Here is a 21,640-nt window from a genome sequence, read left to right as displayed (position 1 = left end):
CGCAAGTTTGATGTCAGGCCACACTGACGCACTCCTTGCGGAAGGGGACGGCGCCTAGTGCGCGGCCACACCCTCCGGCAGCGCCTCCGCCGGACGGCGCACGAAGAACGACGCGGCGACGGCGGCGAGGGAGATGAAGCCGCCGATCATGAAGGCCGCCTGCACGCCGGCCGCCGTGGCCGTGACCTCGGACTGGCCGTCGGCGACGCCCGCGACGGTCGTCGTGGTGAGCACCGTGACGAACAGCGCCGTGCCGGCGGCGCCCGCGAGCTGCTGCATCGTGGAGACGGTCGCGCTGCCGTGCGAGTAGAGGCGCGGCGGCAGGGATCCGAGGGCCGAGGTGAGCAGCGGCGTGAACATGAACGCGAGGCCCGCGTTGAGCACCAGGTGCACCGCGATGACCCAGCCGATGGACGTGCCCTCGTGCAGCATCGTGGTCATGCCCCAGAGGGCGATGCTCACGACGATGGCACCGGGGATCACGAGCGGGCGCGGCCCGACGCGGTCGAACAGGCGGCCGACGATGGGCGACAGGATCGCCATGAGCGCGCCGCCGGGGAGCAGCAGCAGGCCGGTCTCGAGCGTGCCGAGCTCCAGCACGTTCTGCAGGTAGAGCGGCAGGACGATGAGGCTGCCGAACAGCGCCATCATGCTGACGCTCACCATGATCACGGCCACGACGAACGCGCGGCTGCGGAACGTGCGGAGGTCCATGAGGGCGCGGTCCTCGCGCTGCAGGCCGATCTGGCGGGCGATGAACGCGGCGAGCGCGGCGACTCCGACGACGATCGGGATCCACAGCGGCAGGGGCGCGTTGCCCTCGGCGGACTCGCCCAGGCTCGAGAGGCCGAAGATCAGGCCGCCGAACGCGAGCGTGGAGAGCACGACGGAGAGGATGTCGAACGGGAGCTTCCGCGGGGTCGTGAGGTTCGTGATCTTCCAGAGTCCGAGCGAGAGCGCGATGACGGCGATGGGCAGCACGATCCAGAACATCCAGCGCCACGACAGCGAGCTGAGGATGAGGCCGGACACCGTCGGCCCGATCGCCGGGGCGACCGCGATGACGATGGAGATGACGCCCATGAGGCGGCCCCGGCGCGCGGCCGGCACGAGGTTGAGGACGGTCGTGAACAGCAGCGGCATCATGATGGCCGTGCCGCTGGCCTGCACGATGCGGCCGACGAGCAGCACGCCGAAGCCGGGCGCGATGGCGGCGATGAGCGTGCCGATCGAGAACAGCGTCATGGCGGCGCCGAAGACCTGGCGCGTGGTGAAGCGCTGCAGGATGAAGCCGGTCGCGGGGATCACGACCGCCATGGTGAGCATGAAGCCGGTCGTGAGCCACTGCGCGGTGGCGGTGGTGATGGACAGGTCGACCATGAGGCTCGGCAGGGCGACGCTCATGATCGTCTCGTTGAGGATGACGACGAACGCGGCGACCACGAGCAGGCCGATGACGAGCGGGGCGCCGTGCGGCAGGCGCTCGTCCTCGGGGGCGACGGGGCGGTCGGCGGCGGCGCGGCCGGCGGTGGGGACGGTCGCCTCGGAGGGCGGGGTGGCGTCGCGCCGGGTGTCGGCGGCGGGCGGCGTGCTCATGGGGATCTCCGGGAGTGGAAGGCGGGGCGCGCGCGACGGTGCGGGGCCGGGACGGTCTCGATGTCAGACTCGGACCATGTGGCAGTATATGACAGATTCGTCGGATCCGACCGGCGGGATGTTCGAGAGGCAGGCGACCGGATGGGCACGCTGAGCGACACGGCCACGACCACCGCGGGCACCGGCGCCGCGGGCACCGGCGCCGCTGGCCTCCGCGAACGGCGCCGCATGGCGACGACCACCGAGATCAGCGAGGCCGCGCTCGCGCTCTTCGAGGAGCGCGGCATGGCGGCCACCACCATCCACGACATCGCGCAGGCCGCGGGCGTCTCCGACCGCACCTGCTTCCGCTACTTCCCGAGCAAGGAGGAGTCGGTCCTCACCCTGCACCCGGTGTTCGACGCGCCGCTCGACGCCTGGCTCGCCGACGTCGACCGCGGATCCGCGCCGCTCCCCCAGCTCGAGGCCGTCTACGAGCGCGTGCTCGCCAGCCTCGACGGCGACCTCTCCGCCATCGCGCACCAGCAGCTGCGCGTGCGACGGCTCATGGCGGCCGAGCCGCAGCTGCGGTCGACGGCGGTGTCGCTCGACGCGGCGCGCTCGTGGGAGCTGGCCGAGAGGATCACGACGGCGTTCGGCGGACGCATCACCGCGCAGGAGGCGCGCCTCGTCACCGAGCTCGCGGGCGTCGCGGTGCGCGCGGCCTTCGACGAGTGGGCGGATGCGCGCACGGCCGGCCTCGACGCGACCCTGGTCGCCTCCCACGCGGCGGTGCGCCGTCGCCTCCGCGACATCGCGGGCAGCGGCGCGGCCTGAGGCGACCGAGGATCACCCGGCCGGACGACGGCCTCAGCCCGCCTCGCCCGCCGGGCGCTCGCGTCCGCGGGCGATTCTCGCCGCGCGGCTGCGGCGCATCGACACCCAGAGGAACACGAGGAGGCCCAGCACGATCGCGCCGGAGAGGATCTCGCGCGGGCCGATCGGCTGCCCCGTCCCCGCCAGCACGGCGAAGAGGACGACCCAGGCGACGGGGAAGACGGCCCCCGGCCACGCGTGCCGGCGGTTGGACAGGACGAACATGTGGACGAGCAGCATCGCGGCGAGACCCGCGTAGAGCAGCCAGCGGGGGGTGTCCTCGAGCAGGGAGGTCATGGTGCTCCTTCATCGGTAGTCGTTGCGGGTGGGGGTGGAATGGGGGGCACGGATCAGCCGTCGCCCTCACGGGCGAGAGCCCGCGCGGCCAGCAGGCCGGCGGCACCGCACCAGGCGACGAGGCCCGCCAGGCCCGCGAGGACGGTCGCGGGGCCCTCCGCGGCGATCGTCGCGGTGCTCATCGCCTTCAGGGCGAGCGTGCCGGGGAGGACGGCGAGGAGGACGTCGGCGGGGCCTCGGAGCGGGACCGGTCCCACCACCGTGAGCACCGAGACGGCGATCGGCAGCACCAGCACGACGAGCATGAAGACGGCCATCGCTGCGGCACCGCGCCGGAGGACCGTGGCGGTGAGGAAGACCAGCAGGACGACCGCCGCTGTCGTGAGGGTCGCCACGGCCGTGGCGACCAGGAGGGCGGAGACGGTCGCGGGCGAGGGCCCGTCCGCGATCAGGTGCACGGCGGCGAGCACGGCGGCGACGCCCAGCACCCCCAGCGCCCCCAGGGCCGTCGGCGCCACGGCGCGCGCCGAGAGCAGCCGGCCCCGCCGCGGCACGAGCGCCAGGGAGGTGAGGACCGTCCCGTCCGTCGTGTCCCGGCTGGCATTCCCGAGGACGGCGAGGGCGAAGGCGACCCCGAAGACCGTGGCCGCCAGCTCGATCGGCAGCGTGAGCACGAGCGCGGCGCCATCCGCGGTCGGATCGGCGAACGCGCCCGTGAAGGCGCGGGCGCCGGCCCCGGCCAGCAGCGCGAGCCCCGCCGCCCAGATCAGGCCGCCCCGCAGCGCTCCTCGCTGGACGCTGCGGTGCAGCTCCGCGGACGCGACGTGCGCCCAGCGCTGGCCGCGTGACGCGGTGGCGGTGGCGGTGGCGGTGGCGGTACCGTGCGACGCGCTCATGACGCGACCTCCCTCTCCGCGGTCGTGCCGGTGGTGGACAGGAAGACGTCCTCGAGCGACGTCCCCGGCGTGCTCAGGTGGCTGAGGCCCGCCCCGGACTCATACGCGATCTGCGCGACGCGCGTCGAGCCGACCCCGTGGACGATGACGCCGCGGCCCTCGCGCTGCGGCGGGAAGCCCGCGGCCATCAGAGCCTGGGCGAGGCGCTCCGGCGCGGGGGACTCGGCGTAGACGCGCGAGGACCCGTCGCCCCCCAGCTCGTCCAGGCGGCCCTCGCGGACGACGCGACCGTGGGCGAGGATCACGACGCGGTCGGCGACGAGCGACAGCTCGCTCATGAGGTGGGAGGACAGGAGGACGCAGCCGCCGCGGTCGGCGTGGATCCGCAGGAGGTCGCGCAGCCAGAGGACGCCGTTCGGGTCCAACCCGTTGACCGGCTCGTCGAGCACGAGGTTCCGGGGGTCGTCGACCAGCGCCAAGCCCATGCCCAGCCGTTGCTTCATGCCGAGCGAGTACGCCCCGATGCGCTTGCTCCCGACCTCCTCGAGGCCCACCATGCGGATGAGCTCCTCGGCGCGACCCCGGGGCCGGCCCTGCGTGCGACACGCGTAGTCCAGCAGTCCGCGCGCGGTCATGCGCGGCGGGAGCCCGTCCGCGGAGAGGAGAGCTCCCACCTGCGCTGCCGGGCGTCGCGCCTGGACGTGGCGCTCGCCGTCGATCCGGGCCTCGCCGGCGTCCGCACGGGTGAGGCCGAGGACGATGCGCATCGCGGTCGACTTGCCCGCTCCGTTGTGGCCGATGAACCCGGTGACCTCCCCGTCGCGCGCGCGGAGGGAGACGTCGTCGAGCACGGTGGTGCCGCCGTAGCTCTTGGAGACGTTCGCGATCTCGATCATCGTGCGGCCCTGGCCTCTCTCTTCGTGCGGGCGATGCGGGGGGACGCCTGCACGAGCGCGCGGGAGAGCGCGTGCAGGTCGGATTCGCGGCAGCGTGCCGCGGTGAGCCGCCGCGGCGAGCCCGCGTACATGCGGAGGGAGGCGAACGTCCACGTGCCGTCCGCCGACCCCGCCGGGCGGACCGATGCAACCGTGTGCACGGCGAGGGCCGAGACGAAGGTGCGCCGCTCCTGGACGACGTGCGAGGTGACGGCGACTTGGTCGGTCGCTGCGTCGAACGCGAGCCTCGACGCGAGCTGGCGGAACAGCGCGGAGGACAGCAGGATCACGCCCAGCCCGATGAGGACGCCGGCAGCGAGCGTGGTCCCGGCGGCCGTCGCGACGAGCGCGGCACCCGCACCGATGGAGCCCATGACCGCAGCGGTGACGCCGCTACGGACGACCGGGCCCGGCGTCACGAGCGAGGCCGCGGCCGCCGCCTGGTCGGGGAAGTGCTCGCGCAGGATCGCCGCGACGGTGGACCGCGGCAGGGTCGGGAGGATGAGGTTCGTGCCGAGCTGGGCACCGGAGTCCGTCGTCAGCAGCGAGAGCCGAGCGCGGCCCAGGACCTGCTCCAGGAGGTTGCGCTGCACGACGACCCCCGCCAGCGCGTGGGCGCTGATGTTCCGCTCGCGCGTCTCGATGAGCCCGTACCTGATCACCAGGTCGTGCGCCGGTGTCGTGCCCACGTGGAAGCCCCGGTACTGGACCGCCGTCGCGACGGTCGCGAGCGCGGCGACGACGACCGCGACGATCGCGGCCACCAGGACCGGGCTGATCCCGCCCGCAGCGTCAGCGAGCGGCACGTCGGCCCCGGCCGTCTGCAGCACTTCCCACACCGATGCCACGAGCGTGGGCGCGAGGACGACGAATCGCGCGTGCAGGAAGGTGACGGCGACGAGGTCGCGCCAGGAGGCCGCGTAGATCGTGCGCTCCCGGTCGTCGGGCCGGGCGGACGGGGGAGCGGGAACGGACGCGGGACCGGACGGCGCGTCACCGGCGACGGGCCGCACTCGAGCGAGGAGCGAGCGGTGCGTCGGCGCGTCGACCCCGCGGAAGACGATCCGGGTGGAGGCGTCACCTGCCTGCGTGACCGTGACCCGGTGCAGCCCGAAGATCCGCAGGGCCCAGGTGCTCTCGGTCTCGACCGCGGAGATCGAGCCCCACGGGAGGACGCGCGAGCGGGCGTCGATCACGCCCGACCACATCCGGACCTCGGTCCCCGTCACCTCGTAGCGCACGGTCGCCCAGCGGTAGACGGGCTCCATGAGCCGGTAGGCGCCGAGCGCGATCAGGAGCGGGATGACGAGGCGGCCGACCCACGGCTCGGCCTGCGGGACCCAGACGAGGGTCGCGAGGACCAGCGTCAGGTAGCTGGGGAGATGACCCGCGAGGTCCGCCGCCATGAACCGCGGCGAGTCGCGGAAGGTCGTCGCGTCGCGGTCAGGCCGCATCGCGGGGCTCCCACGTGCCCATCACGCGCCGACGCAGGGCCTCCGCCTCGCCCGGGAGGACGGGCCCGATCACGGGGCCGTCGCCGATGCAGACGAACCGCACGCGGACCATGCCGAACGCGCGGAGGAGCGGACCTTCGGCGATCTCCACGTTGAGGACCTGCGCGGTGGGCATCACGAGCGAGGTCCGGACGAACCGACCTCGGGCGATGTAGACGGCGTCCGCGGTGACCGTGTACGACCAGTTCGCGAGCCGCAGCGGGTTCAGGACGAGGACGTCCACGAGCGTGAGGACGGCGACGACGGGCACCGCGATCCATGCCGCGGTCTCGAGCGCGCCGCGACCCCCGAGCCACAGGACCAGGGGCAGGACGACGGCCAGGACGCCGACGGCGCCGAGGACCGAATGGGTGCTCCAGTAGAGGGCGGCGGATCGCGGGAGACGCGCGACGCCCGGCGACCCGGATGCCGGCAGCACCGAGCTGGGGTGGAGCGGGCGCGGATCGCGGCCGCCGTCGGCGGTCGGCTCGCCGTCCCCGGGCAGGTGCAGCGTGTCGTCCATGCCGAGGGTCACCTCCTGGTCGCTCTCGATGGCCACGGTACGTCGTCGGCACGCTGCTGGTGGTTGTGGTGGGAGGCGGAGGCCCCCGGGTCGACTGCGACCCGGGGGCGTCCGTCAGGGACTACAACCCGAGGATGTTGAGGATCAGCTCGATGATCGAGGAGACCGACAGGCCACGGGAGATCCACTTCTGCACCTGAGCCCAGTTGGACTGGACCCACTTGGCGACGGCGGCGACCTTGGAGGCGCCGTACTTCCATGCCTGGGCGAGGACCTTGGCGACGAATGACCACATATGCTGCTTCGCTTTCTTCTACGTGCATGATCGATGGACCGTCCAGACGCGTGCACAGGAGTCGACTCTGATTCCGGGTGGATCGGAATCCGACCCGGCGTGGTCACGAAGCTATTGAGGCCGGGCGCTCCGAGCTAAGCCCAGAGGTCTCGACTTCCGCAACGCGAGGCGCGCGAAGCGATACGAAAGTCTCGGATGCCCTGCCCCGGACGTCGTCGCCCAGCTCCTCGACGAAGTCCGCGAAGGCCTCCGCCGTGCCGACGACGCCGACCCGCTCGGCGATGCGGCCGGCGCGGAGGGCCGTGTGGTCAGCGCCCGCCCGGTGCGGCCGTTGCCGTCGCTGAAGCCGTGGGTCGTCTCGAACTGCGCATGCGCGATCGGCGAGAGCGTCGATCGCGTCCTCGGTCGCGCGCACGTTCACGATGACGTCGAGGCCACCCGCGAGCCGTGGTGCATCAGCTCGGCGATCGCGAGGCGCTCAGGCGTGACGCGATCGCCCTCGATGCATGACGACGAGATGCTCTCCGATCGGATGAGCAGGTGGTTCAGGTGCTGGCCGCGCGTCCCGATCCGCTCATCGGCAGGCGCCAGCGCGGCGAGGGCGTCGGTGATGTGCACGACAGCGGCATCATCGCCAGGGACGACTCGCGCCCCCTCACCCGAACGCGCGCCGCGACGCGATTTCCGCGCCCGCGACGAGCGCCCGGAGCTTCGCCCACGCCACGTCGGTCGCGACGAACTCGTAGCTCGCGAACGTGGAGAGGCCGCAGTCGGTGCCGGCGATCACGCGGGTCGGGTCGCCGACCGCGTCGACGACCGCGAGGATCCGGTCGGCGATGACCTGCGGGTGCTCCAGGTAGTTGGTGGTCACGTCCACCACGCCGGGGATGAGGACGGCGCCGTCCGGCAGCGGGTGGGCGCGGAACGCGGGCGCCTCGTGCTGGTGCGCCGGGTTCCCGAGCGGGATGCTGAACGCGCCCACGTTCGCCCGGTACAGGTGCGGGAGCAGCACCTCGACGGGCACGTCGTCCTGGTGCGGGCCCTGCCAGTTGCCCCAGCACACGTGCAGGCGCACCTTCTCGCGCGGGATGTCGCGGATCGCGTGGTTGAGCGCATCCACGTGCAGGTCGACCGCGGCGAGGAACTCCTCGAGCGTGGCGTCGCCGAACTGGATCACACGCTCCATCGCGAGGTCGGGCGCGTCGAGCTGCAGGGTGTGGCCGCGCGCGACGATCGCGTCGTACTCGAGCTTCAGCTGGTCGGCGAGCGCGAAGACGTAGGCGCGGTCGTCGCCGTAGTGCGGGTTCGCGGCGTCGAGCAGCAGGGTCGTGGAGACGATCCCCGGGGTCGCGGCGGAGAAGAACGTGCCGGCGGGGCGGAGGCCGCGGTCGGCCTGCACGGCGAGCTCGCGGTCGAAGCCGTCGAGGTCCTCGGTGATGCCCGCGAGCGTCGGGTCGTACGCGAGGAGGCCCTGCGCGACCGGCGGATCCCAGACCCGCGCCACGTCCGCCCCCTCCACGATCTGCTTCGCCTGGAACGCGGCGTAGTCGGGGAACTTCAGCGAGTCGAGCGTGGGCTTGCGGTGGCCCGCGCCGCCGAAGCCGTCGATCCGCTCGAGCACGTAGGTCGAGAAGCCGACGCGCGGCACCTCGCCGTCGTTCACGATGTCGAGGCCGGTCTCGAGCTGGCGGCGCACGGTGTCGGCGACGGACGACGCGGTGACCTCCGCGAGCTCGGCCGCGTCGAACGGGCGCCCCTGGTCGCGCGCGACGAGCAGGCGGGTCAGCTCCGGCGAGCGCGGCAGGCTGCCGGCGTGCGTGGTCGGGATGCGGTCGGTCATGCGGCTCCTCGGGGTGGGGCGTGGCGGTCGGGCGGGTGCGGTGGGTCGGGTCGGGCGCGGTCGGCGCGGTCGTGCTCGGCGCGGTCGTGCTCGGCGCGACATCGCGACGCGGCGCGACGACGCGACGACGCGACGCGACGCGACGCGACGCGACCAGCCTGGCGGACGGCGCGCCCTGGCGCTCGCGGCGTCGCGACGGGTCCGTCACACCGCGACATGCGCGGGCCGATCCGCCGCCCGCGCGCCGGCCCGGGCCCGTGCATGTGGACGGTCGGGCGCCGATCCCCGCCCCGGTCCCTAGCCTCCATCCGGACGGCAGCGCTCCCGGCGCGCGACGAAGGAGATCGAGCATGCGGCGAGCGGTGGATCCGCACGACCTCCCCCTCGTCTGCGGCGTCGTCGCCCTCGGCTCCGCGTGCATCGCGACCGCTGTCCTCGCGGTCCTCACGGTGGGCGGGCTCCGGTTCCGGCAGCTGCTGCTCGCGGACCCGGCGGCGCGGCCCTCCCCCGCGAACCCCTGACGCGCCGCGCCGCCCTCCCCACCCGGCCCGGCAGCGCGGCCGCCCGATCACGCGATGCGGATCAGCTTCCGGTTCGCGAACTCGTCCACCGCGTGCCGGCCCAGCTCGCGGCCCGAGCCCGAGCGCTTCACGCCGCCGAAGGGCAGCTCGGCGGCGTCGCCGAGCACGAGGTTCACCCAGACCATGCCGGCGTCGATGCCGTCGGCCACGCGCAGCGCCTGCTCCGGATCCGTCGTGTAGACGTAGGAGCCGAGGCCGAACGGGGTGTCGTTGGCGAGCGCCACCGCCTCCGCCTCGGAGGAGACGCGGTAGAGCGCGGCGACCGGACCGAAGAACTCCTCGCGGTAGGCGTCCATCTCGGGCGTCACGTCGGCGAGCACCGCGGGCGGGAACATGTTGCCGACGGGCTCGCCGCTCGCGAGCACGGTGGCGCCCTGTTCCACCGCGCGGGCCAGCTGCTCGGTGAGGCGCTCGGTGGCGGCGCGCGAGGCGAGCGGGCCGAGCAGGGTGCCGTCGGCCATCGGATCCGCGGGCTGGGCGTCCGTGAGCTGCGCCGTGAAGCGCGCGGCGAAGTCGTCGTAGAGGTGGTCGATCACGAGGAAGCGCTTGGCGCCGTTGCAGGACTGGCCGTTGTTGTCGAGGCGCGCGGCCACCGCATCCGCGACGACGGCGTCGAGGTCGTCGGTCGACAGGAGGATGAAGGGGTCGGATCCGCCCAGCTCCAACACGACCTTCTTGAGGTGCCGGCCGGCGATCTCCGCGACGGCGGCGCCCGCCCGCTCGGATCCCGTGACGGAGACGCCCTGCACGCGCGGATCCGCGATGACGCCCTCGATCTGCGCGTTCGTCGCGAGCACGCTCACGTAGACGCCCGGGTCGGCGCCGAGCTCCGCCGCCGCGTCCCGGTACATGCGCTCGATCGCCTCGGCCGACTCCGGGCACTGCGGCGCGTGCTTCAGCAGGATCGTGTTGCCGGTCACGATGGCGGGACCGGCGAACCGGGCCACCTGGTAGTACGGGAAGTTCCACGGCATGATCCCGAGCAGCACACCGAGGCCCGAGCGGCGCACGAACGCGGATCCGGTGCCGTCGGCGAGCGCGATCGGCTCGTCGGCCAGGAAATCCTCGGCGTTCCGGGCGTAGTAGCCGAGGATGTCGGCCGCGAAGTCGACCTCGCCGAGCGCCTGGTCGAGGGGCTTGCCCATCTCGCGCACGATGATCCGCGCCAGCTCGTCGCGGCGCTCCGTGTGCAGCTCGGCGACGCGGGCCACGAGCGCGGCGCGCTGGGCGACGGAGGTGCGGCGCGACCAGCCGCGGTACGCGCCCTCGGCGGCGGCGATCGCGTCCTGCAGCTCCTGGTCGGTGATCTCGGGATGCTCGGCGACGGTCTCGCCGGTGGTCGGATCGGTGACGGCGTAGCTGCTCATGGGTGCTCCTCCTCGAGACCCCGCACGGGTGACGCGGGTGGGGCCCACGATATCGAGCGGGTGGCCGCGCGACAGGGCGTCGGGTCCGCGGGACGACGCTCGAAACCTCACGCGGCGTCGGCTTTGCACGGATGGCCGTCCCCGTCAACGCCTTGAGGAGCGACCGCCGGTCGTGGCACCGTCGTGGCGGGGCCGGGGATCCGCGCCCCGGGTCAGCTCGAGGAGCGGGCGGTCGGATCGGCCCCCGTCATCCGATGGGACACGAGGCGTCCACCGCTCGTATACCGGGTGAGCGCACGATGGGGGCGCGGTGCGGACGTCTCGGGGGCGCGCACCGCGTATCCGAGGGGAGTCGATGGGCGAGGCACGGGAGACCGACCGCGGCCGGATGCTGCGCCCCGGCCAGCCGCTGGGCCTCGGACTGGACGCCCGCGTCGACGAGTTCCTCGAGCTCCTGCTGAGCTGCCCGCTCGAGGACGTGCATCCGGCCGGCCGGGACTGGCTGCGCATGCGCTACGCGGAGGTCGTGCCCCTGGTGCTGCCGTACGCCCTCGCGTCCGTCGAGCACGGCCGACCGCTGCCGCCCGCGTGCCTCGACGCCCTCCGCGAGGACGCCGGGCGGAACGCCACGCGGACGGACGTCGAGCTGTCCGTCGCCCTCCGCGCCGCGCTCCCCGCGCTCCGGGTCTTCGCGCTCGTGATGCACGCCGCCGCCGCCGAACGGCGCGGCGTGCTCATCGTCGCCATGGCCCGCGCATCGCACGTCGCCCACGAGCTCTGCACGTGCTGGGTGGAGTCGTGGATGGGGCACCGCTCGCGCGTGGCGGCGGCATCGCGCGCGGTGGTCGCGGATCCTCCGCGTGCCGACGAGGACGTCGAGCTCGACCTGGTCGCGCGCGCCCCCGACCTCGACCACGTGCAGGAGCGGATGCTCGCGCTCACCGCGCACGGGATGTCCAACGACGAGATCGCGCGCGCCACCTCCTACAGCCGGCAGGCCGTCGCCTGGCACCTCGGCCGGCTGATGCGCACGTGGAACGCGCCCAACCGCACGGCGCTGGTGTCGGTCGCGTTCGTGCGCGGGGTGATCCGCACGCGGCGCGCCCACCGCATCCACCGCGCCGAGCCGCCGCTCATGATCGAGGGCGGGACGACGGACGCCCCGCCATCCCGAGGGGATGACGGGGCGCCGACGGAGCCGTGACGGGGATCAGCCGCCGTTGATGCTGATGACGTTGCCGTTCTTCACGCTGTTGCCGAGGACGCCCCAGTTGAGGAACCCGCCGTCGCCGTTGTTCGTGACCTTGCCCGGTCCGTTGAACCAGTAGATGACGTAGCTGCCGCCCTTGATGGCGATCGGCTTCGCGTCGGCGATGGCGCCCTCCACGTAGATGTCCTGGTTCTTGTTCACCACGGCGACCGTGAGGCGGTCGGGGTTGCCGGCGTTGTAGTAGCCGACGTCGAGGGCGGCCTGGACGGCGCCGTTGCGGTCGCGCTGGTCGTTCACGGCGACGTTGATCGCGTTGACGATCGCGACCGGGTCGAGCGTGACGCTGCCGGTGATGGGGCTGGTGGCGGCGCTGGTCTTGGGGTCGGGCGCGGGGGCCTCCGCGGCCAGGGCGGGAGCCGCCGCGAAGCCGCCGAGGGCGGCGATCATGCCGCCTCCGAGGGCTGCGGTGGCGGCGATGCGGGTGGTCGTCGACGTGAGCTTGCTCATGGGTCTGTTCCTCTTCCTCAGGATCATGGATCGTTCGAGCGGTGCGTGTCGGTGGTGCTGACGAGGAAGAGAGTGCAGGGCGGGAGGGCGGAGCGCACGGGATCCGGGCGGTCGTTGGTCGGTCGTCCAACTCCTCACAGGTGGTTGGCTTCTGGGCACGGACGACGGCGAGGAGCAGGACCGATGACGAAGTGGCTGATCTCCTTCCCGAGCGGGGAGATGGACGTGCCGGACGGCGAGTGGCAGGCGGTGGTGGAGGAGTCGCACGCGGTCGTGCGGGAGGCGAAGGCCGAAGGCGTGTGGGTGTTCGGCGGCGGGATCGACGGGACCGTCCCGCCCGTGCGGGTGGCGGCCGACGGATCCGTGTCCCCGGGCGCACACCCGGGGACGGGTCGGCTGGAGGGCGGCTACGCGATCCTCGACCTGCCGACCCGGGAGTCCGCGTACGCGTGGGCGGCGCGGATGGCGGCCGCGTGCCGGTGCGCCCAGGAGGTGCGCGCGTTCGGGGACGACCCGGAGAGCTGAGGTCAGCGGCCGGAGCGCCGGTCGGTGCGACGGGCACGCCGCTAGCGTCGGGGCATGGACGACGGACGGGACGCGGGGCTGGGGGACGCCGTCGCCGACCTCCTCGGGCGGCCGGTCGCCGCGCTGGTGGACGTGCGCCGGGAGCCGCTGGAGTACGACGCGTTCCTCGCGCACCGGGCCGTGACGCGGGTCCGCGGGCAGGCGGTGCTCGCGGCGGGCGGCGCGCGGGTGCCGTGGTCGCTCGTCGAGAAGCGGACGGAGGGGCCGCACCTCGCCGTCCCGTACCTCGTGGCGAACGGCGCGCGGGAGCTGGCCGCCTACCGGTCGGGGCTGCTCGGCGGGCTGCCGCCGGGGATCCGGGCGCCGCGCGCGCATGGGGCGGCTCGCGACGCGGACGGCGGCGTGACCCTGTGGCTCGAGGAGGTGCGGCACCGGGGCGCGCGCCCGCTGGACCGGGCCGCGCTGCTCGACGCCGCGGAGGCGCTGGGTGCGCTCGGCGGGCGGTGGCTCGGGCGGCCGCCGGAGGATCCGTGGCTCTTCACGGGCTGGATCGACCGGCACGCGCAGCCCGAGGCGGCCGCCGCCGGCGCGCGGGCTCTCGCCGCTCCCGGACCACGTGCGGCCGCGGCGCTCGGTGAGCGGATCCCCGCCGCCGCCAGCCTCCTCGCGCATCAGGACCGCGTGCGCGCGGCGCTCGAGGCGCTGCCGCGGACGCTCTGCCACCACGACGCGACCGGCGCGAACGTGTTCGTCGACGGCGGCGGCATCGTGCTCATCGATTGGGAGTCGGTGGGGCCGGGCCCGGTCGGCGCCGACCTCGCGTCGCTGCTGTTCTCCTCGGTGCGGCGGGGCGATGCGTCGGTCGTCAACATGTCCTCGGTGCTCGACGAGGCGGTCGACCGCCACGCCGAGGGGATCCGCGCGGCGGGCGGATCCGTGCCGCCGGACGCCGTGCGCCACGGCCTCGACGCCGCCATCGCGCTGCGCTGGAAGCTCGCGGCCGACCTCGTGGTCGCGCTCGACGCCGGATCCGCGATGCGCCGCGGCAGCCTGCCGGACGAACCGCCGGAGCGCGCGCAGGCGGAGCTGACGGCGCTGCTCGACCTGCTGCTCGCGTCGGTGGGGCGCGTGCTCGGCTGACGCGCCCTCGCGTCGGCCGGACGGCGCCCGCCCGCCCGCCCGCATACGCTCGCGGCATGCCCACCCGGATCCGCCCCGCCGCCGCCCATGACCTCGCCGCGCTGCAGGGGATCGAGGACCGGGCCGACCGGATCCTCGTGGAGCTGCTCAGCCCCGCCGCGTGGTGGCCCGCGCCGACCGGGGCGGAGCGCGCGGCCGAACACGGGTTCCTGCTGGTCGCGGAGGACGCGGCCGCGGACGCGCCCGCCCTCGTCGGCTTCGCGCACGTCCTCGAGGCCGACGGCCTCGCGCACCTGGAGCAGGTGGCCGTGCCGCCCGAGCACGGGCGCCGGGGCCACGGTGGAGCGCTCGTGGAGGCGGCGGCCGAGGAGGCCCGGCGGCGCGGGCATCGGCGGATCACGCTGCGCACCTTCGCCGACGTGCCCTGGAACGCGCCCGCCTACGCCCGCGCCGGGTTCGTGGAGGAGCCGCCGGCGACGCCGTTCCACCTGGGCCTCGTGGAGACGGAGGCGGGGCTCGGGCTCGACCGGCTCGGGCGACGGATCCAGATGGGGCGCGCGCTGGCGTGAGTCGCGGGGCCGGCTGCGGGACGCCCTCGACGGAGCCGCCGCCTTCGCGGGCGGGACGCTCGGCGTCGGCGCGATGCGCACGCTCGCCTTCGGCTGCCACGCCGCGGCCCGCGACGCCGAGTCCGCGGAGGCGACGGCGGTCGCCCGAGCCGTCGGACAAGCGGCGGCCGTGGCGCACATGGCGGGGCACAGCCGCGAGATCCCGCGGTACACGCGGAAGGCGCTGGCGGGCGAGCAGCTCGTCGCGGAGCTGGAGCGGCAGCGCGCGAGCGTGCCCGCGGGCTTCGCGGCGTACGTCTTCGGCTGAGCCGCACGCATCCGCCGCCCGTCCTTGCGCGCGGTGCGCGCATCGGCCACGGTGGAGGCATGTCGTCGAGATGAGCACCGGCTCCCGCTCCGCTCCCATCCCACCCGTGCCCGGCGGATCCCGCTCGGCGCGCTTCGACGACAGGACCCCGCATGCCCGCTCACCCCGCGCCCACCATCCGCGCCTACTCCCCCGCCGACGAGACCGGCTGGCTCCGCTGCCGGGCGCTCTCGTTCCTCGACACGCAGTACTTCGACTACGCGCTGGCCTCGCGCCCGGATCCGGCCGAACCGTCCGTCGCGCTCGTCGCCGAGGACCCGGACGGCACGATCGTCGGGGTCCTCGACATCGGCGTCGAGGGTGCCCTCGCGACCATCGACGCGATCGCCGTCCACCCCGACCACCGGGGCCGACGCATCGCCACGACCCTCCTCGAGGCGGCTCTCCCGCTCCTCGCCGGGACGGGCGCCACCGAGCTCGACGCCTGGACCCGCGAGGATCCCGCCGCGAACGCGTGGTACCGCCGCGTCGGCTTCGTCGAGGAGACCCGCTACCTGCACGTCTACGTGGGCGAGGGTGACGACACGACCGGCTTCACGACCCCCGACGGCCTCGGCCGGCCGGTGCAGGCGCTCCTCCATGCGCCGATCGAGCGCGAGGCCGAGCTGCGGGCGCGGTTCCGGCGCGTGCACGTGTGCCGGCGTTACGTGCAGCCGCTGGAGTGAGTTCAGGTGGGCTACGAAGGCACAGCGCCGTCGACGATGCAGGCCTCGATCGTCCCTCCGCATGGCGCGCGCGAATACCACATCTGCCACATGCGCCGTGCGCGGTCGACCCGGGCAATCCGCGCCCTTAGCGTGATCTATAGATCGATATCCGATTGCGGCCGAACGATCGCGTGGAACTGGCGAGAGGCCTCCTGCCGTGCGACTGGTCGCGCGGCCGGGAGATAGCCGGAAGAGTGATGAGCTCGAAGGATGAGGGGAATCATGGGAAATAACACGAATCGCATGTCACGAACTGTTCGGGCAGCAGCGATGACGGCGGGCCTCATCGGTCTGTTGAGTGGATCCGGGCTCGTGGTCGCCACATCGGCCTCTGCGGCGGATGGGGCGACGATTGTGGGAACCGAGACCGCTGCCGCTGGTCGGACCATCATCCTCCGCCAAGGTACTTATGACGGTGTCGCCGGCTTCGGTTGGACCAAAACCCAAAAGCGTCACGCGATCTTCAGCAAGAACTCAATCGGCTTTGTCTTGAAGAATCCGGATGGCGGGGTCGACGAGGGGGAAGATAGGCGCTACACAGCTCACGCGAATGAAATCACGTGCACTGACGAAGAGAGCTGCACGGTTACGGACTCCCGAGAAGTCGGAGTGGTCAACAAAGCCGTCGGAAAGAGCGATTGGTATGGCGTCGCTCTGGGCGGTGAAGAGGTCGGCATAATCACGGCGTACTGCCTGAACCCGGACGGAGCGCTTGCCTGCCCCTCCTGGGTCGACCTCGCGATCGGAGTGAAGAAGCCGTCCACGACTCGCCTCTCCGAGGGATCGCCCACCTCCACCTCCACCTCGTGGTCGTATGAGCCGATGTCCATCGGGCAGGACGTCCCGTGACGGTCGACGGAGACGTGTTCGTCGACTCGATCCGCGCGCGCTTCTCGGCGAACCCGGGTCTGGTCCCGCGGAAGTCATGGGTGGCCGGCCAGGCTCGCGCGGACGGCTCCGCCGTGATCCTGTACCGGGCATCCCACTCCCCCCCCCAGGTCGTCGGTCGACGCTGGATGCTCGAGGACCTCGCCAAGTGCTTCTCGCCGAACGACGCGCAGAGCCTGGCATCTGCGGTATTCGCCAACGAGATCGGCGACCCCGACGGCCCGACCGTCTCGCTGGCCGTCGACTGGGCGGACGGACTCGTCGACGAGCCCTCGGCCGTGGGGTGGGTCGTGAACAGGTGGACCGGCGCCGACGGATGACCCCGCCCGCCCCGCGTGGCGGTGGACCGACGCTCAGCGCGAGCGGCGGAGGGCGACGGCGAACAGGATCGAGAGGGTCACGGAGACGGCGGCACCGATGAGCATCACGACCCCGAGGGCGCCGTTCCCCTCCGTGCCGTCCGCCGCCATGAGCGCCAGCACCCCGACCGCGACCTGCGCGACCGCGAGCGCCGCGAAGGCCACGATCATCACGCGCTGCGTCGTGCGGATCCGGCGCGACCCGGCCGCCGACGACCTCTGCTCCTGCATCGGGCCCCCTGCCGATCCGCGCGCGCCGGTGCATCCACGGCGTGCGTCCCCTAGGGTCCCGGCATGCCCGTCCTCCTCGACCTCGACGACACCCTCGTCGATCGCTCGGGCGCCTTCGCGCGCTGGGCGGCCGAGGCCGTGCCCGCGTGGGGCGGCGACGCCGGGGACGAGGAGTGGCTGCTCCAGGCCGACGGCCGCGGACGCACGCCCCGCGAGGTGCTCGCGCAGCGGATCGTCGACCGGTTCCCCGCGGCCGGCTCCGACGTCGACGGCCTGGTCGCCACGCTGCGCCGAGAGGTCGTCGCCCGGAACGACTGCTACCCGGGTGTCGTGGCACGGCTGCGGGAGCTCGGCGATCTCGGGGAGTCGCTCGTCGTCGTGACCAACGGCGACGCGTGGCAGCAGCGGGCCACGATCGACCGCACCGGGCTCGCCGACCTCGTGACCGGCAGCGTGATCTCAGGCGCGCTGGGCGTGAAGAAGCCCGACGCGCGGATCTTCGCGGCCGCCCGCGAGATCGCCGGACCGGGGCGCACCACCTGGATGGTCGGCGACGACATCGAGGCCGACATGGCCGGGGGCCGCGCGGTGGGCCTCGCGACGGCGTGGGTGACGCACGGACGCCCCTGGACGGCCGCCTGGTCGCCGACGCTCCAGGGTCGGGACCCCGCCGACGTGCTCGCCGCGGTGGCCCGCGCGATCCGCGCCGCCGCCTGACCGGATCCGCCCCTACCGCCCCCGCGCCGCCCGCCCGCGCCACAGCAGCCACACGAAGTACGGCGTGCCGACGAGGGCCGTCACGAGGCCCGCTCCGAGCTGGGCCGGGGCGATCACGGTGCGGCCGAGCAGGTCGGCGAGGGTCACGAGCGCGGCGCCGTCAGCACGACCGCGCTCGAGAGCGCGAGCAGGCGCGCGCGGCCGAGCGATTCGAGGGCATCGGCGTAACCCACCTCGGGAAGCACCTCACCTTGGACGCATCAACACTCGTGGTACCACTCCTTGCAGTGCGCCGCCGAGCAGTAAGTGCACCAGATGACGACGCAGGCTAGGAAGATCGGGATCTCAGTGAAAGTGAACCCACAGGGCCCGCAGCACTCGAACAGCCCTTGGAAGTCATATCGACAACACGTGCCGATCGCATTGCCGAGGACGGTGCAGCAGCTCGAAGCCTCGTCCGCCGCCTCTATGCTGCCCGCCTCACCAGAGGCCATCATCTTGGCGTGAGCAGCCGGCACGAGATCTCGGACGAGGTTGTCACCGCCCGCCCAGAGCGTCTGCACAGCCTGGCGATTCAAATGCCCAGTTCCGAACTCCTTCGTGAGCACGAATACGGACTGCGCGTCCAAGATCAGAGAGCACTTGCCGACCCTGTTGCCGCGAGTGTTGACCGAGACGGTAGCCTGTGCGACCGCCGAGGACACGACGTCCCGCGCATACCCCTCTTGGACGGCCGCCGCCACTGCTGCCCGATGGAGGACCGCCAAGTCATCGGCGCCTGCGTTGGCAGTCGCCGCGAGCGGCTGCAAATACCACGGATGGTCGGATTCACGGATGGGCTTCGCCGAAACCGGTGAAGCCAACGCCGACAATGTTCCGACCTTTTCAGTTGCCGTGAGCGCGGCGGCGCCGATGAGGCCCCTCAAAAGATGCTGCGTCGAGTCGACATGTGCATACCTTTCGATCTGATTGATGATCATCTTCCTATTGCACGATACGAATTGGAGCTGATTGCGATGACAAGGAGGCACCCGCATGCCACGACGATGATCTCGCCGGAGTACGCTGGCGCCACGGATGACATTCCAGCGACCGCCAGCGCAGCGAGCATGACGTTGCGGACGATGAGGAGCGGTGAGACGCGATCACTCCCCGCGCAGCCGCAATCGTTCTCGAGGCCGCGGAGCAGAGAGGATGCGATGGCGACACTGAATGCGGCGAGCAGCAGGAGCAGAACGCACCCCGTCCCGGCGGGCCATAGCCCAGCGGCGAAGAACAATCCGGCGACGAACTCGATGGGAGGCAGCGTGGCGGCGAGGAATCTGGCTTGACGGGGTCCGACGATCTTGTAACCCATGATCTGGGACCAGAAGTGTCGAGACCGGCTCAGCTTCGCGCTGCCCGTCCAGACGAAGAATCCACCTGCGCACATGCGGGCAATGATCAGCAGCGTTCCCGACAGGAGTGTCCCCACAACACGGGCGTGGTAGGCGAAGAGGCCCGCGCACGCGAAGCTAGGTGATCCCCAGTCGTCGTGACTTCTTCATCCACACTCTCGCGGTCGGCAGTCCCACGAAAGCCCCTACCGCTCCCGCGCCGCCCGCCCGCGCCACAGCAGCCACACGAAGTACGGCGTGCCGACGAGGGCCGTCACGAGGCCCGCGCCGAGCTGGGCCGGGGCGATCACGGTGCGGCCGAGCAGGTCGGCGAGGGTCACGAGCGCGGCGCCCAGGAGGATCGCGACGGGCACCACGCGCGCGTGCCGCGAGCCGACGAGCGCGCGGGCCGCGTGCGGTGCGACCAGGCCGACGAACCCGATCACGCCCACGGCCGCGACGGCCGTCGCCGTGAGCACGACGGCGATCGAGAGGGCGAGCAGGCGCGCGCGGCCGAGCGAGACGCCGAGGAGGCGCGGGGTGTCGTCGTCGAGGGCGACCAGGTCGAGCATCCGGTGCCGCGGGGCCGCGAGCGCCACGCTGAGCACGAGCGCGACGAGCACGGGCAGGGCGTCGTCGAAGCCGCGGCCGTAGGTGGATCCGGAGAGCCAGGTGAGCGCCTTCGCCGCGTTGAAGGGGTCGGTGAGCACGATGATCAGGCTGATGGCCGCGGCCGTGCCCGCCGAGACGCCGACGCCGATGAGCACCAGCCGGTTCTGCGGGAAGCCGCCGCGCGCGGCCAGCCCGAACACGACGCCGGCGGCCGCGAGCGCGCCGAGCCCGGCCGCGCCGGCGATGCCCCAGCCGGCCGCGAGCGGCACGCTCGTCACGAACAGCACCGCGCCGAGGCCCGCGCCGCCGGAGACGCCGAGGATCGCCGGGTCCGCCAGCGGGTTGCGTGTCACGGCCTGCACGAGCACGCCGGCGAGCGCGAGCGCCGCGCCCGCGAGCACGGCGGCGAGCACGCGGGGCACGCGGGTGTCGAGTACGTAGCTGACGATGGGGCCGGCGGTGCCGCGGATCCCGTTGACGACGTCGCCGAGGAGCAGCTTCGCGTCGCCGAGGAGCACGGCCGCGACGAGCGACGCGGCGAGCACGGCCACGAGCGCGCCGACCACGAGCGCGACGCGGCCGCGGGTGACGACGCCGCGCCGCTCGGTCGGCGCGGGCGCCGCGCTGTCGCGGGTGCGCACGGCCAGCACGACGAGCACGACCGCGCCGATGAGGGACGTGACGAGGCCGGTCGGCACGGCCACCGACGCCTCGGCGCCGACGACCGCGCGCAGCAGCACGTCGGCGAGCAGCACGACGGCGGCGCCCATCAGCCCGGCGACGGGGATGAACACCCACGAGCGGCGGACGCCCGGGACGAGCCGGCGCAGCGGACGCGCGAACGCGGGCGCGTAGAGGCCGACGAAGCCGATGGGGCCGGCGACGGTCACCGCCGCGGCGGAGAGCAGCACGGCGGCGAGCACGGCGACCACGCGGGTCGCCCGCACGTCGACGCCGAGGCTGCGGGCGGCGTCGTCGCCGAGCCCGAGCGCATCCAGTCGACGCGTGAGGAGGAGCAGCAGCGCGAGCGCCACGACCACGACGGGCGCCATCTGGGCGACCGCGTCGAAGCCGTTCTGGCCGATGCCGCCCTGGCCCCAGCGGTAGAGGCCGCCGGTCCGCTGCGGGAACAGGAGGAGGAGCGCGCTGGTCACGGATCCGAGGCCGAGCGCGAGCGCGCTGCCCGCGAGCACGAGGCGCACGGTGCCGGATCCGAGGCCCGAGACCGCGAGCACGACCGCCGCCGCGACGAGCCCGCCGACGAACGCGACGCCCGCGCCCGCGATCACCGGGAGCGTGAGCCCTGTCACGCCCGCGACCGCGAGGGCCGCGTAGGCGCCCGCGTTCACCGCGAGCGTGTCGGGCGAGGCGAGCACGTTGCGGCTCACCGTCTGGAGCGCGGCGCCGGCCGCGCCGAGGGCGAGTCCCACGAGGATCCCGGCCGCCATGCGCGGCAGCCGCGACGCGACCACGACGGACGCGTCGCCCGGCGTCGCGCGGCCGAGGAGCGCCTCCCCCACCTCACGGGGTCCGACCGCGGCGGTGCCCTGGGTGACGTCGACCACCGCGAGCACCGCCACGACGAGCACCAGCAGGCCGACGACCGCGATCGCCCGCACCGGGATCCGCCCGGCCCCGTCGTCGCGCACGACGGCGGCGAGCGACGGGACGGGGGCCGGCATCGCCGACTCGGCCGGACGCGCGGGAGGCGCGTCGGCCGGCGGGGGCGCGGTGCGGGCGGGAGCGGTCATCGG

Annotated in this window: 26 protein-coding genes and 2 pseudogenes; 11 read left to right on the top strand and 17 right to left on the bottom strand. The window is 73.4% G+C overall.

Features of this window, described 5'->3' with window-relative positions; translation table 11 throughout:
• Positions 1–54 precede the first annotated feature (54 nt).
• Entirely contained in the window at positions 55–1,596 is a 1,542-nt protein-coding gene (locus tag ACU4ZT_RS00570) for a DHA2 family efflux MFS transporter permease subunit (protein ID WP_414748649.1), read from the bottom strand.
• A 141-nt stretch (positions 1,597–1,737) separates the two neighbouring features.
• Here ACU4ZT_RS00570 and ACU4ZT_RS00565 point away from each other — a divergent pair, with 141 nt between their 5' ends.
• Positions 1,738–2,412: a TetR/AcrR family transcriptional regulator gene (locus ACU4ZT_RS00565; protein WP_270980880.1), complete on the top strand. Its 675-nt coding sequence runs from the start codon at positions 1,738–1,740 to the stop codon at positions 2,410–2,412.
• Positions 2,413–2,445: 33 nt separating this feature from the next.
• Here ACU4ZT_RS00565 and ACU4ZT_RS00560 read toward each other — a convergent pair whose 3' ends face one another.
• The 9 genes and pseudogenes from ACU4ZT_RS00560 to ACU4ZT_RS00520 form a co-directional block, all read right to left on the bottom strand.
• Positions 2,446–2,748 carry a hypothetical protein gene (locus tag ACU4ZT_RS00560; protein ID WP_063072078.1) on the bottom strand — a complete coding sequence of 101 codons (303 nt, stop codon included), beginning with the start codon at positions 2,746–2,748 and terminating at the stop codon, positions 2,446–2,448.
• Between the two features lie 53 nt (positions 2,749–2,801).
• The gene (locus tag ACU4ZT_RS00555) at positions 2,802–3,644 is read right to left on the bottom strand and encodes a hypothetical protein (protein WP_445337587.1); all 843 of its coding nucleotides are present in this window, start codon (positions 3,642–3,644) and stop codon (positions 2,802–2,804) included.
• The gene (locus tag ACU4ZT_RS00550) at positions 3,641–4,540 is read right to left on the bottom strand and encodes an ABC transporter ATP-binding protein (protein ID WP_414748651.1); all 900 of its coding nucleotides are present in this window, start codon (positions 4,538–4,540) and stop codon (positions 3,641–3,643) included. Before ACU4ZT_RS00550 ends, ACU4ZT_RS00555 begins: the two co-directional genes overlap by 4 nt.
• Positions 4,537–6,033: a PH domain-containing protein gene (locus tag ACU4ZT_RS00545; protein ID WP_063072081.1), complete on the bottom strand. Its 1,497-nt coding sequence runs from the start codon at positions 6,031–6,033 to the stop codon at positions 4,537–4,539. Before ACU4ZT_RS00545 ends, ACU4ZT_RS00550 begins: the two co-directional genes overlap by 4 nt.
• On the bottom strand, positions 6,023–6,631 hold the full coding sequence (locus ACU4ZT_RS00540) for a PH domain-containing protein (RefSeq protein WP_063072082.1): 609 nt from the start codon (positions 6,629–6,631) through the stop codon (positions 6,023–6,025). The genes ACU4ZT_RS00545 and ACU4ZT_RS00540 overlap by 11 nt, the downstream gene beginning before the upstream one ends.
• Positions 6,632–6,716: 85 nt before the next feature.
• Entirely contained in the window at positions 6,717–6,890 is a 174-nt protein-coding gene (locus ACU4ZT_RS00535; RefSeq protein ID WP_175345513.1) for an aureocin A53 family class IId bacteriocin, read from the bottom strand.
• Between the two features lie 309 nt (positions 6,891–7,199).
• Positions 7,200–7,268 (bottom strand): annotated as a pseudogene (locus tag ACU4ZT_RS00530) (Fic family protein); the annotation flags it as partial.
• Positions 7,269–7,307: 39 nt separating this feature from the next.
• Positions 7,308–7,508: a hypothetical protein gene (locus ACU4ZT_RS00525; protein WP_270980883.1), complete on the bottom strand. Its 201-nt coding sequence runs from the start codon at positions 7,506–7,508 to the stop codon at positions 7,308–7,310.
• A gap of 37 nt (positions 7,509–7,545) precedes the next feature.
• The gene (locus ACU4ZT_RS00520; protein ID WP_445337586.1) at positions 7,546–8,730 is read right to left on the bottom strand and encodes a cobalamin-independent methionine synthase II family protein; all 1,185 of its coding nucleotides are present in this window, start codon (positions 8,728–8,730) and stop codon (positions 7,546–7,548) included.
• Positions 8,731–9,080: 350 nt separating this feature from the next.
• Here ACU4ZT_RS00520 and ACU4ZT_RS00515 point away from each other — a divergent pair, with 350 nt between their 5' ends.
• Positions 9,081–9,251 (top strand): hypothetical protein, encoded by a 171-nt coding sequence (locus ACU4ZT_RS00515; RefSeq protein WP_175345514.1) that lies wholly within the window; start codon positions 9,081–9,083, stop codon positions 9,249–9,251.
• Between the two features lie 47 nt (positions 9,252–9,298).
• On the opposite strand, the gene ACU4ZT_RS00510 is transcribed toward ACU4ZT_RS00515, so the two are convergent.
• A complete protein-coding gene (locus ACU4ZT_RS00510; protein WP_445337585.1) occupies positions 9,299–10,678 on the bottom strand; it encodes an NAD-dependent succinate-semialdehyde dehydrogenase in 1,380 nt (459 codons plus the stop codon).
• A gap of 355 nt (positions 10,679–11,033) precedes the next feature.
• On the opposite strand from ACU4ZT_RS00510, the gene ACU4ZT_RS00505 reads away from it, so the two are divergent.
• A complete protein-coding gene (locus ACU4ZT_RS00505; protein ID WP_270980886.1) occupies positions 11,034–11,882 on the top strand; it encodes a helix-turn-helix transcriptional regulator in 849 nt (282 codons plus the stop codon).
• Between the two features lie 6 nt (positions 11,883–11,888).
• On the opposite strand, the gene ACU4ZT_RS00500 is transcribed toward ACU4ZT_RS00505, so the two are convergent.
• The gene (locus tag ACU4ZT_RS00500; protein WP_063072088.1) at positions 11,889–12,395 is read right to left on the bottom strand and encodes a hypothetical protein; all 507 of its coding nucleotides are present in this window, start codon (positions 12,393–12,395) and stop codon (positions 11,889–11,891) included.
• A gap of 183 nt (positions 12,396–12,578) precedes the next feature.
• Here ACU4ZT_RS00500 and ACU4ZT_RS00495 point away from each other — a divergent pair, with 183 nt between their 5' ends.
• From ACU4ZT_RS00495 to ACU4ZT_RS00465, 7 genes are all read left to right on the top strand, one after another.
• On the top strand, positions 12,579–12,920 hold the full coding sequence (locus tag ACU4ZT_RS00495; protein WP_270980887.1) for a YciI family protein: 342 nt from the start codon (positions 12,579–12,581) through the stop codon (positions 12,918–12,920).
• Between the two features lie 54 nt (positions 12,921–12,974).
• Positions 12,975–14,060 carry a phosphotransferase family protein gene (locus ACU4ZT_RS00490; protein ID WP_445337584.1) on the top strand — a complete coding sequence of 362 codons (1,086 nt, stop codon included), beginning with the start codon at positions 12,975–12,977 and terminating at the stop codon, positions 14,058–14,060.
• Between the two features lie 56 nt (positions 14,061–14,116).
• A complete protein-coding gene (locus ACU4ZT_RS00485; RefSeq protein WP_445337583.1) occupies positions 14,117–14,629 on the top strand; it encodes a GNAT family N-acetyltransferase in 513 nt (170 codons plus the stop codon).
• 13 nt (positions 14,630–14,642) lie between these two features.
• The gene (locus ACU4ZT_RS00480; RefSeq protein WP_445338679.1) at positions 14,643–14,936 is read left to right on the top strand and encodes a putative immunity protein; all 294 of its coding nucleotides are present in this window, start codon (positions 14,643–14,645) and stop codon (positions 14,934–14,936) included.
• Positions 14,937–15,088: 152 nt separating this feature from the next.
• The gene (locus ACU4ZT_RS00475) at positions 15,089–15,661 is read left to right on the top strand and encodes a GNAT family N-acetyltransferase (protein ID WP_414763499.1); all 573 of its coding nucleotides are present in this window, start codon (positions 15,089–15,091) and stop codon (positions 15,659–15,661) included.
• A 264-nt stretch (positions 15,662–15,925) separates the two neighbouring features.
• Complete coding sequence (locus ACU4ZT_RS00470) at positions 15,926–16,552, top strand: hypothetical protein (RefSeq protein ID WP_445337582.1); 627 nt, start codon at positions 15,926–15,928, stop codon at positions 16,550–16,552.
• Positions 16,549–16,911 carry a hypothetical protein gene (locus ACU4ZT_RS00465; RefSeq protein ID WP_445337581.1) on the top strand — a complete coding sequence of 121 codons (363 nt, stop codon included), beginning with the start codon at positions 16,549–16,551 and terminating at the stop codon, positions 16,909–16,911. The genes ACU4ZT_RS00470 and ACU4ZT_RS00465 overlap by 4 nt, the downstream gene beginning before the upstream one ends.
• A 33-nt stretch (positions 16,912–16,944) precedes the next feature.
• Here the strand turns inward: ACU4ZT_RS00465 and ACU4ZT_RS00460 are convergent, their stop codons facing one another.
• Positions 16,945–17,181, bottom strand: coding sequence for a hypothetical protein (locus tag ACU4ZT_RS00460; RefSeq protein WP_063072096.1), 237 nt, complete (start codon positions 17,179–17,181; stop codon positions 16,945–16,947).
• A gap of 63 nt (positions 17,182–17,244) precedes the next feature.
• Here ACU4ZT_RS00460 and ACU4ZT_RS00455 point away from each other — a divergent pair, with 63 nt between their 5' ends.
• Positions 17,245–17,898 carry an HAD family hydrolase gene (locus ACU4ZT_RS00455; RefSeq protein WP_445337580.1) on the top strand — a complete coding sequence of 218 codons (654 nt, stop codon included), beginning with the start codon at positions 17,245–17,247 and terminating at the stop codon, positions 17,896–17,898.
• A 12-nt stretch (positions 17,899–17,910) separates the two neighbouring features.
• Here ACU4ZT_RS00455 and ACU4ZT_RS00450 read toward each other — a convergent pair.
• The 4 genes and pseudogenes from ACU4ZT_RS00450 to ACU4ZT_RS00435 all read right to left on the bottom strand — a co-directional run.
• Positions 17,911–18,057 (bottom strand): annotated as a pseudogene (locus ACU4ZT_RS00450) (iron chelate uptake ABC transporter family permease subunit); the annotation flags it as partial.
• 101 nt (positions 18,058–18,158) lie between these two features.
• A complete protein-coding gene (locus ACU4ZT_RS00445) occupies positions 18,159–18,878 on the bottom strand; it encodes a hypothetical protein (RefSeq protein WP_445337579.1) in 720 nt (239 codons plus the stop codon).
• Entirely contained in the window at positions 18,875–19,372 is a 498-nt protein-coding gene (locus ACU4ZT_RS00440; RefSeq protein ID WP_445337578.1) for a MauE/DoxX family redox-associated membrane protein, read from the bottom strand. The genes ACU4ZT_RS00445 and ACU4ZT_RS00440 overlap by 4 nt, the downstream gene beginning before the upstream one ends.
• Before the next feature lie 108 nt (positions 19,373–19,480).
• Positions 19,481–21,637, bottom strand: coding sequence for an iron ABC transporter permease (locus ACU4ZT_RS00435; protein ID WP_445337577.1), 2,157 nt, complete (start codon positions 21,635–21,637; stop codon positions 19,481–19,483).
• Between the last annotated feature and the right edge of the window lie 3 nt (positions 21,638–21,640).

This window comes from Clavibacter davisi (assembly GCF_052751415.1).
Note: the sequence above shows the minus strand (reverse complement) of the source record. Positions and strands in the feature narration are given on the sequence as shown.

Bases quoted from the DNA above. Each gene is read 5' to 3' on its own strand.
- ACU4ZT_RS00435 (WP_445337577.1), bottom strand. From the start codon at position 21,637: ATGACCGCTCCCGCCCGCACCGCGCCCCCGCCGGCCGACGCGCCTCCC.
- ACU4ZT_RS00515 (WP_175345514.1), top strand. From the start codon at position 9,081: ATGCGGCGAGCGGTGGATCCGCACGACCTCCCCCTCGTCTGCGGCGTC.
- ACU4ZT_RS00500 (WP_063072088.1), bottom strand. From the start codon at position 12,395: ATGAGCAAGCTCACGTCGACGACCACCCGCATCGCCGCCACCGCAGCC.
- ACU4ZT_RS00460 (WP_063072096.1), bottom strand. From the start codon at position 17,181: ATGCAGGAGCAGAGGTCGTCGGCGGCCGGGTCGCGCCGGATCCGCACG.
- ACU4ZT_RS00485 (WP_445337583.1), top strand. From the start codon at position 14,117: ATGCCCACCCGGATCCGCCCCGCCGCCGCCCATGACCTCGCCGCGCTG.
- ACU4ZT_RS00555 (WP_445337587.1), bottom strand. From the start codon at position 3,644: ATGAGCGCGTCGCACGGTACCGCCACCGCCACCGCCACCGCCACCGCG.
- ACU4ZT_RS00445 (WP_445337579.1), bottom strand. From the start codon at position 18,878: ATGATCATCAATCAGATCGAAAGGTATGCACATGTCGACTCGACGCAG.
- ACU4ZT_RS00475 (WP_414763499.1), top strand. From the start codon at position 15,089: ATGCCCGCTCACCCCGCGCCCACCATCCGCGCCTACTCCCCCGCCGAC.
- ACU4ZT_RS00495 (WP_270980887.1), top strand. From the start codon at position 12,579: ATGACGAAGTGGCTGATCTCCTTCCCGAGCGGGGAGATGGACGTGCCG.
- ACU4ZT_RS00520 (WP_445337586.1), bottom strand. From the start codon at position 8,730: ATGACCGACCGCATCCCGACCACGCACGCCGGCAGCCTGCCGCGCTCG.
- ACU4ZT_RS00550 (WP_414748651.1), bottom strand. From the start codon at position 4,540: ATGATCGAGATCGCGAACGTCTCCAAGAGCTACGGCGGCACCACCGTG.
- ACU4ZT_RS00560 (WP_063072078.1), bottom strand. From the start codon at position 2,748: ATGACCTCCCTGCTCGAGGACACCCCCCGCTGGCTGCTCTACGCGGGT.
- ACU4ZT_RS00545 (WP_063072081.1), bottom strand. From the start codon at position 6,033: ATGCGGCCTGACCGCGACGCGACGACCTTCCGCGACTCGCCGCGGTTC.
- ACU4ZT_RS00505 (WP_270980886.1), top strand. From the start codon at position 11,034: ATGGGCGAGGCACGGGAGACCGACCGCGGCCGGATGCTGCGCCCCGGC.
- ACU4ZT_RS00470 (WP_445337582.1), top strand. From the start codon at position 15,926: ATGGGAAATAACACGAATCGCATGTCACGAACTGTTCGGGCAGCAGCG.
- ACU4ZT_RS00535 (WP_175345513.1), bottom strand. From the start codon at position 6,890: ATGTGGTCATTCGTCGCCAAGGTCCTCGCCCAGGCATGGAAGTACGGC.
- ACU4ZT_RS00565 (WP_270980880.1), top strand. From the start codon at position 1,738: ATGGGCACGCTGAGCGACACGGCCACGACCACCGCGGGCACCGGCGCC.
- ACU4ZT_RS00570 (WP_414748649.1), bottom strand. From the start codon at position 1,596: ATGAGCACGCCGCCCGCCGCCGACACCCGGCGCGACGCCACCCCGCCC.
- ACU4ZT_RS00455 (WP_445337580.1), top strand. From the start codon at position 17,245: ATGCCCGTCCTCCTCGACCTCGACGACACCCTCGTCGATCGCTCGGGC.
- ACU4ZT_RS00510 (WP_445337585.1), bottom strand. From the start codon at position 10,678: ATGAGCAGCTACGCCGTCACCGATCCGACCACCGGCGAGACCGTCGCC.
- ACU4ZT_RS00490 (WP_445337584.1), top strand. From the start codon at position 12,975: ATGGACGACGGACGGGACGCGGGGCTGGGGGACGCCGTCGCCGACCTC.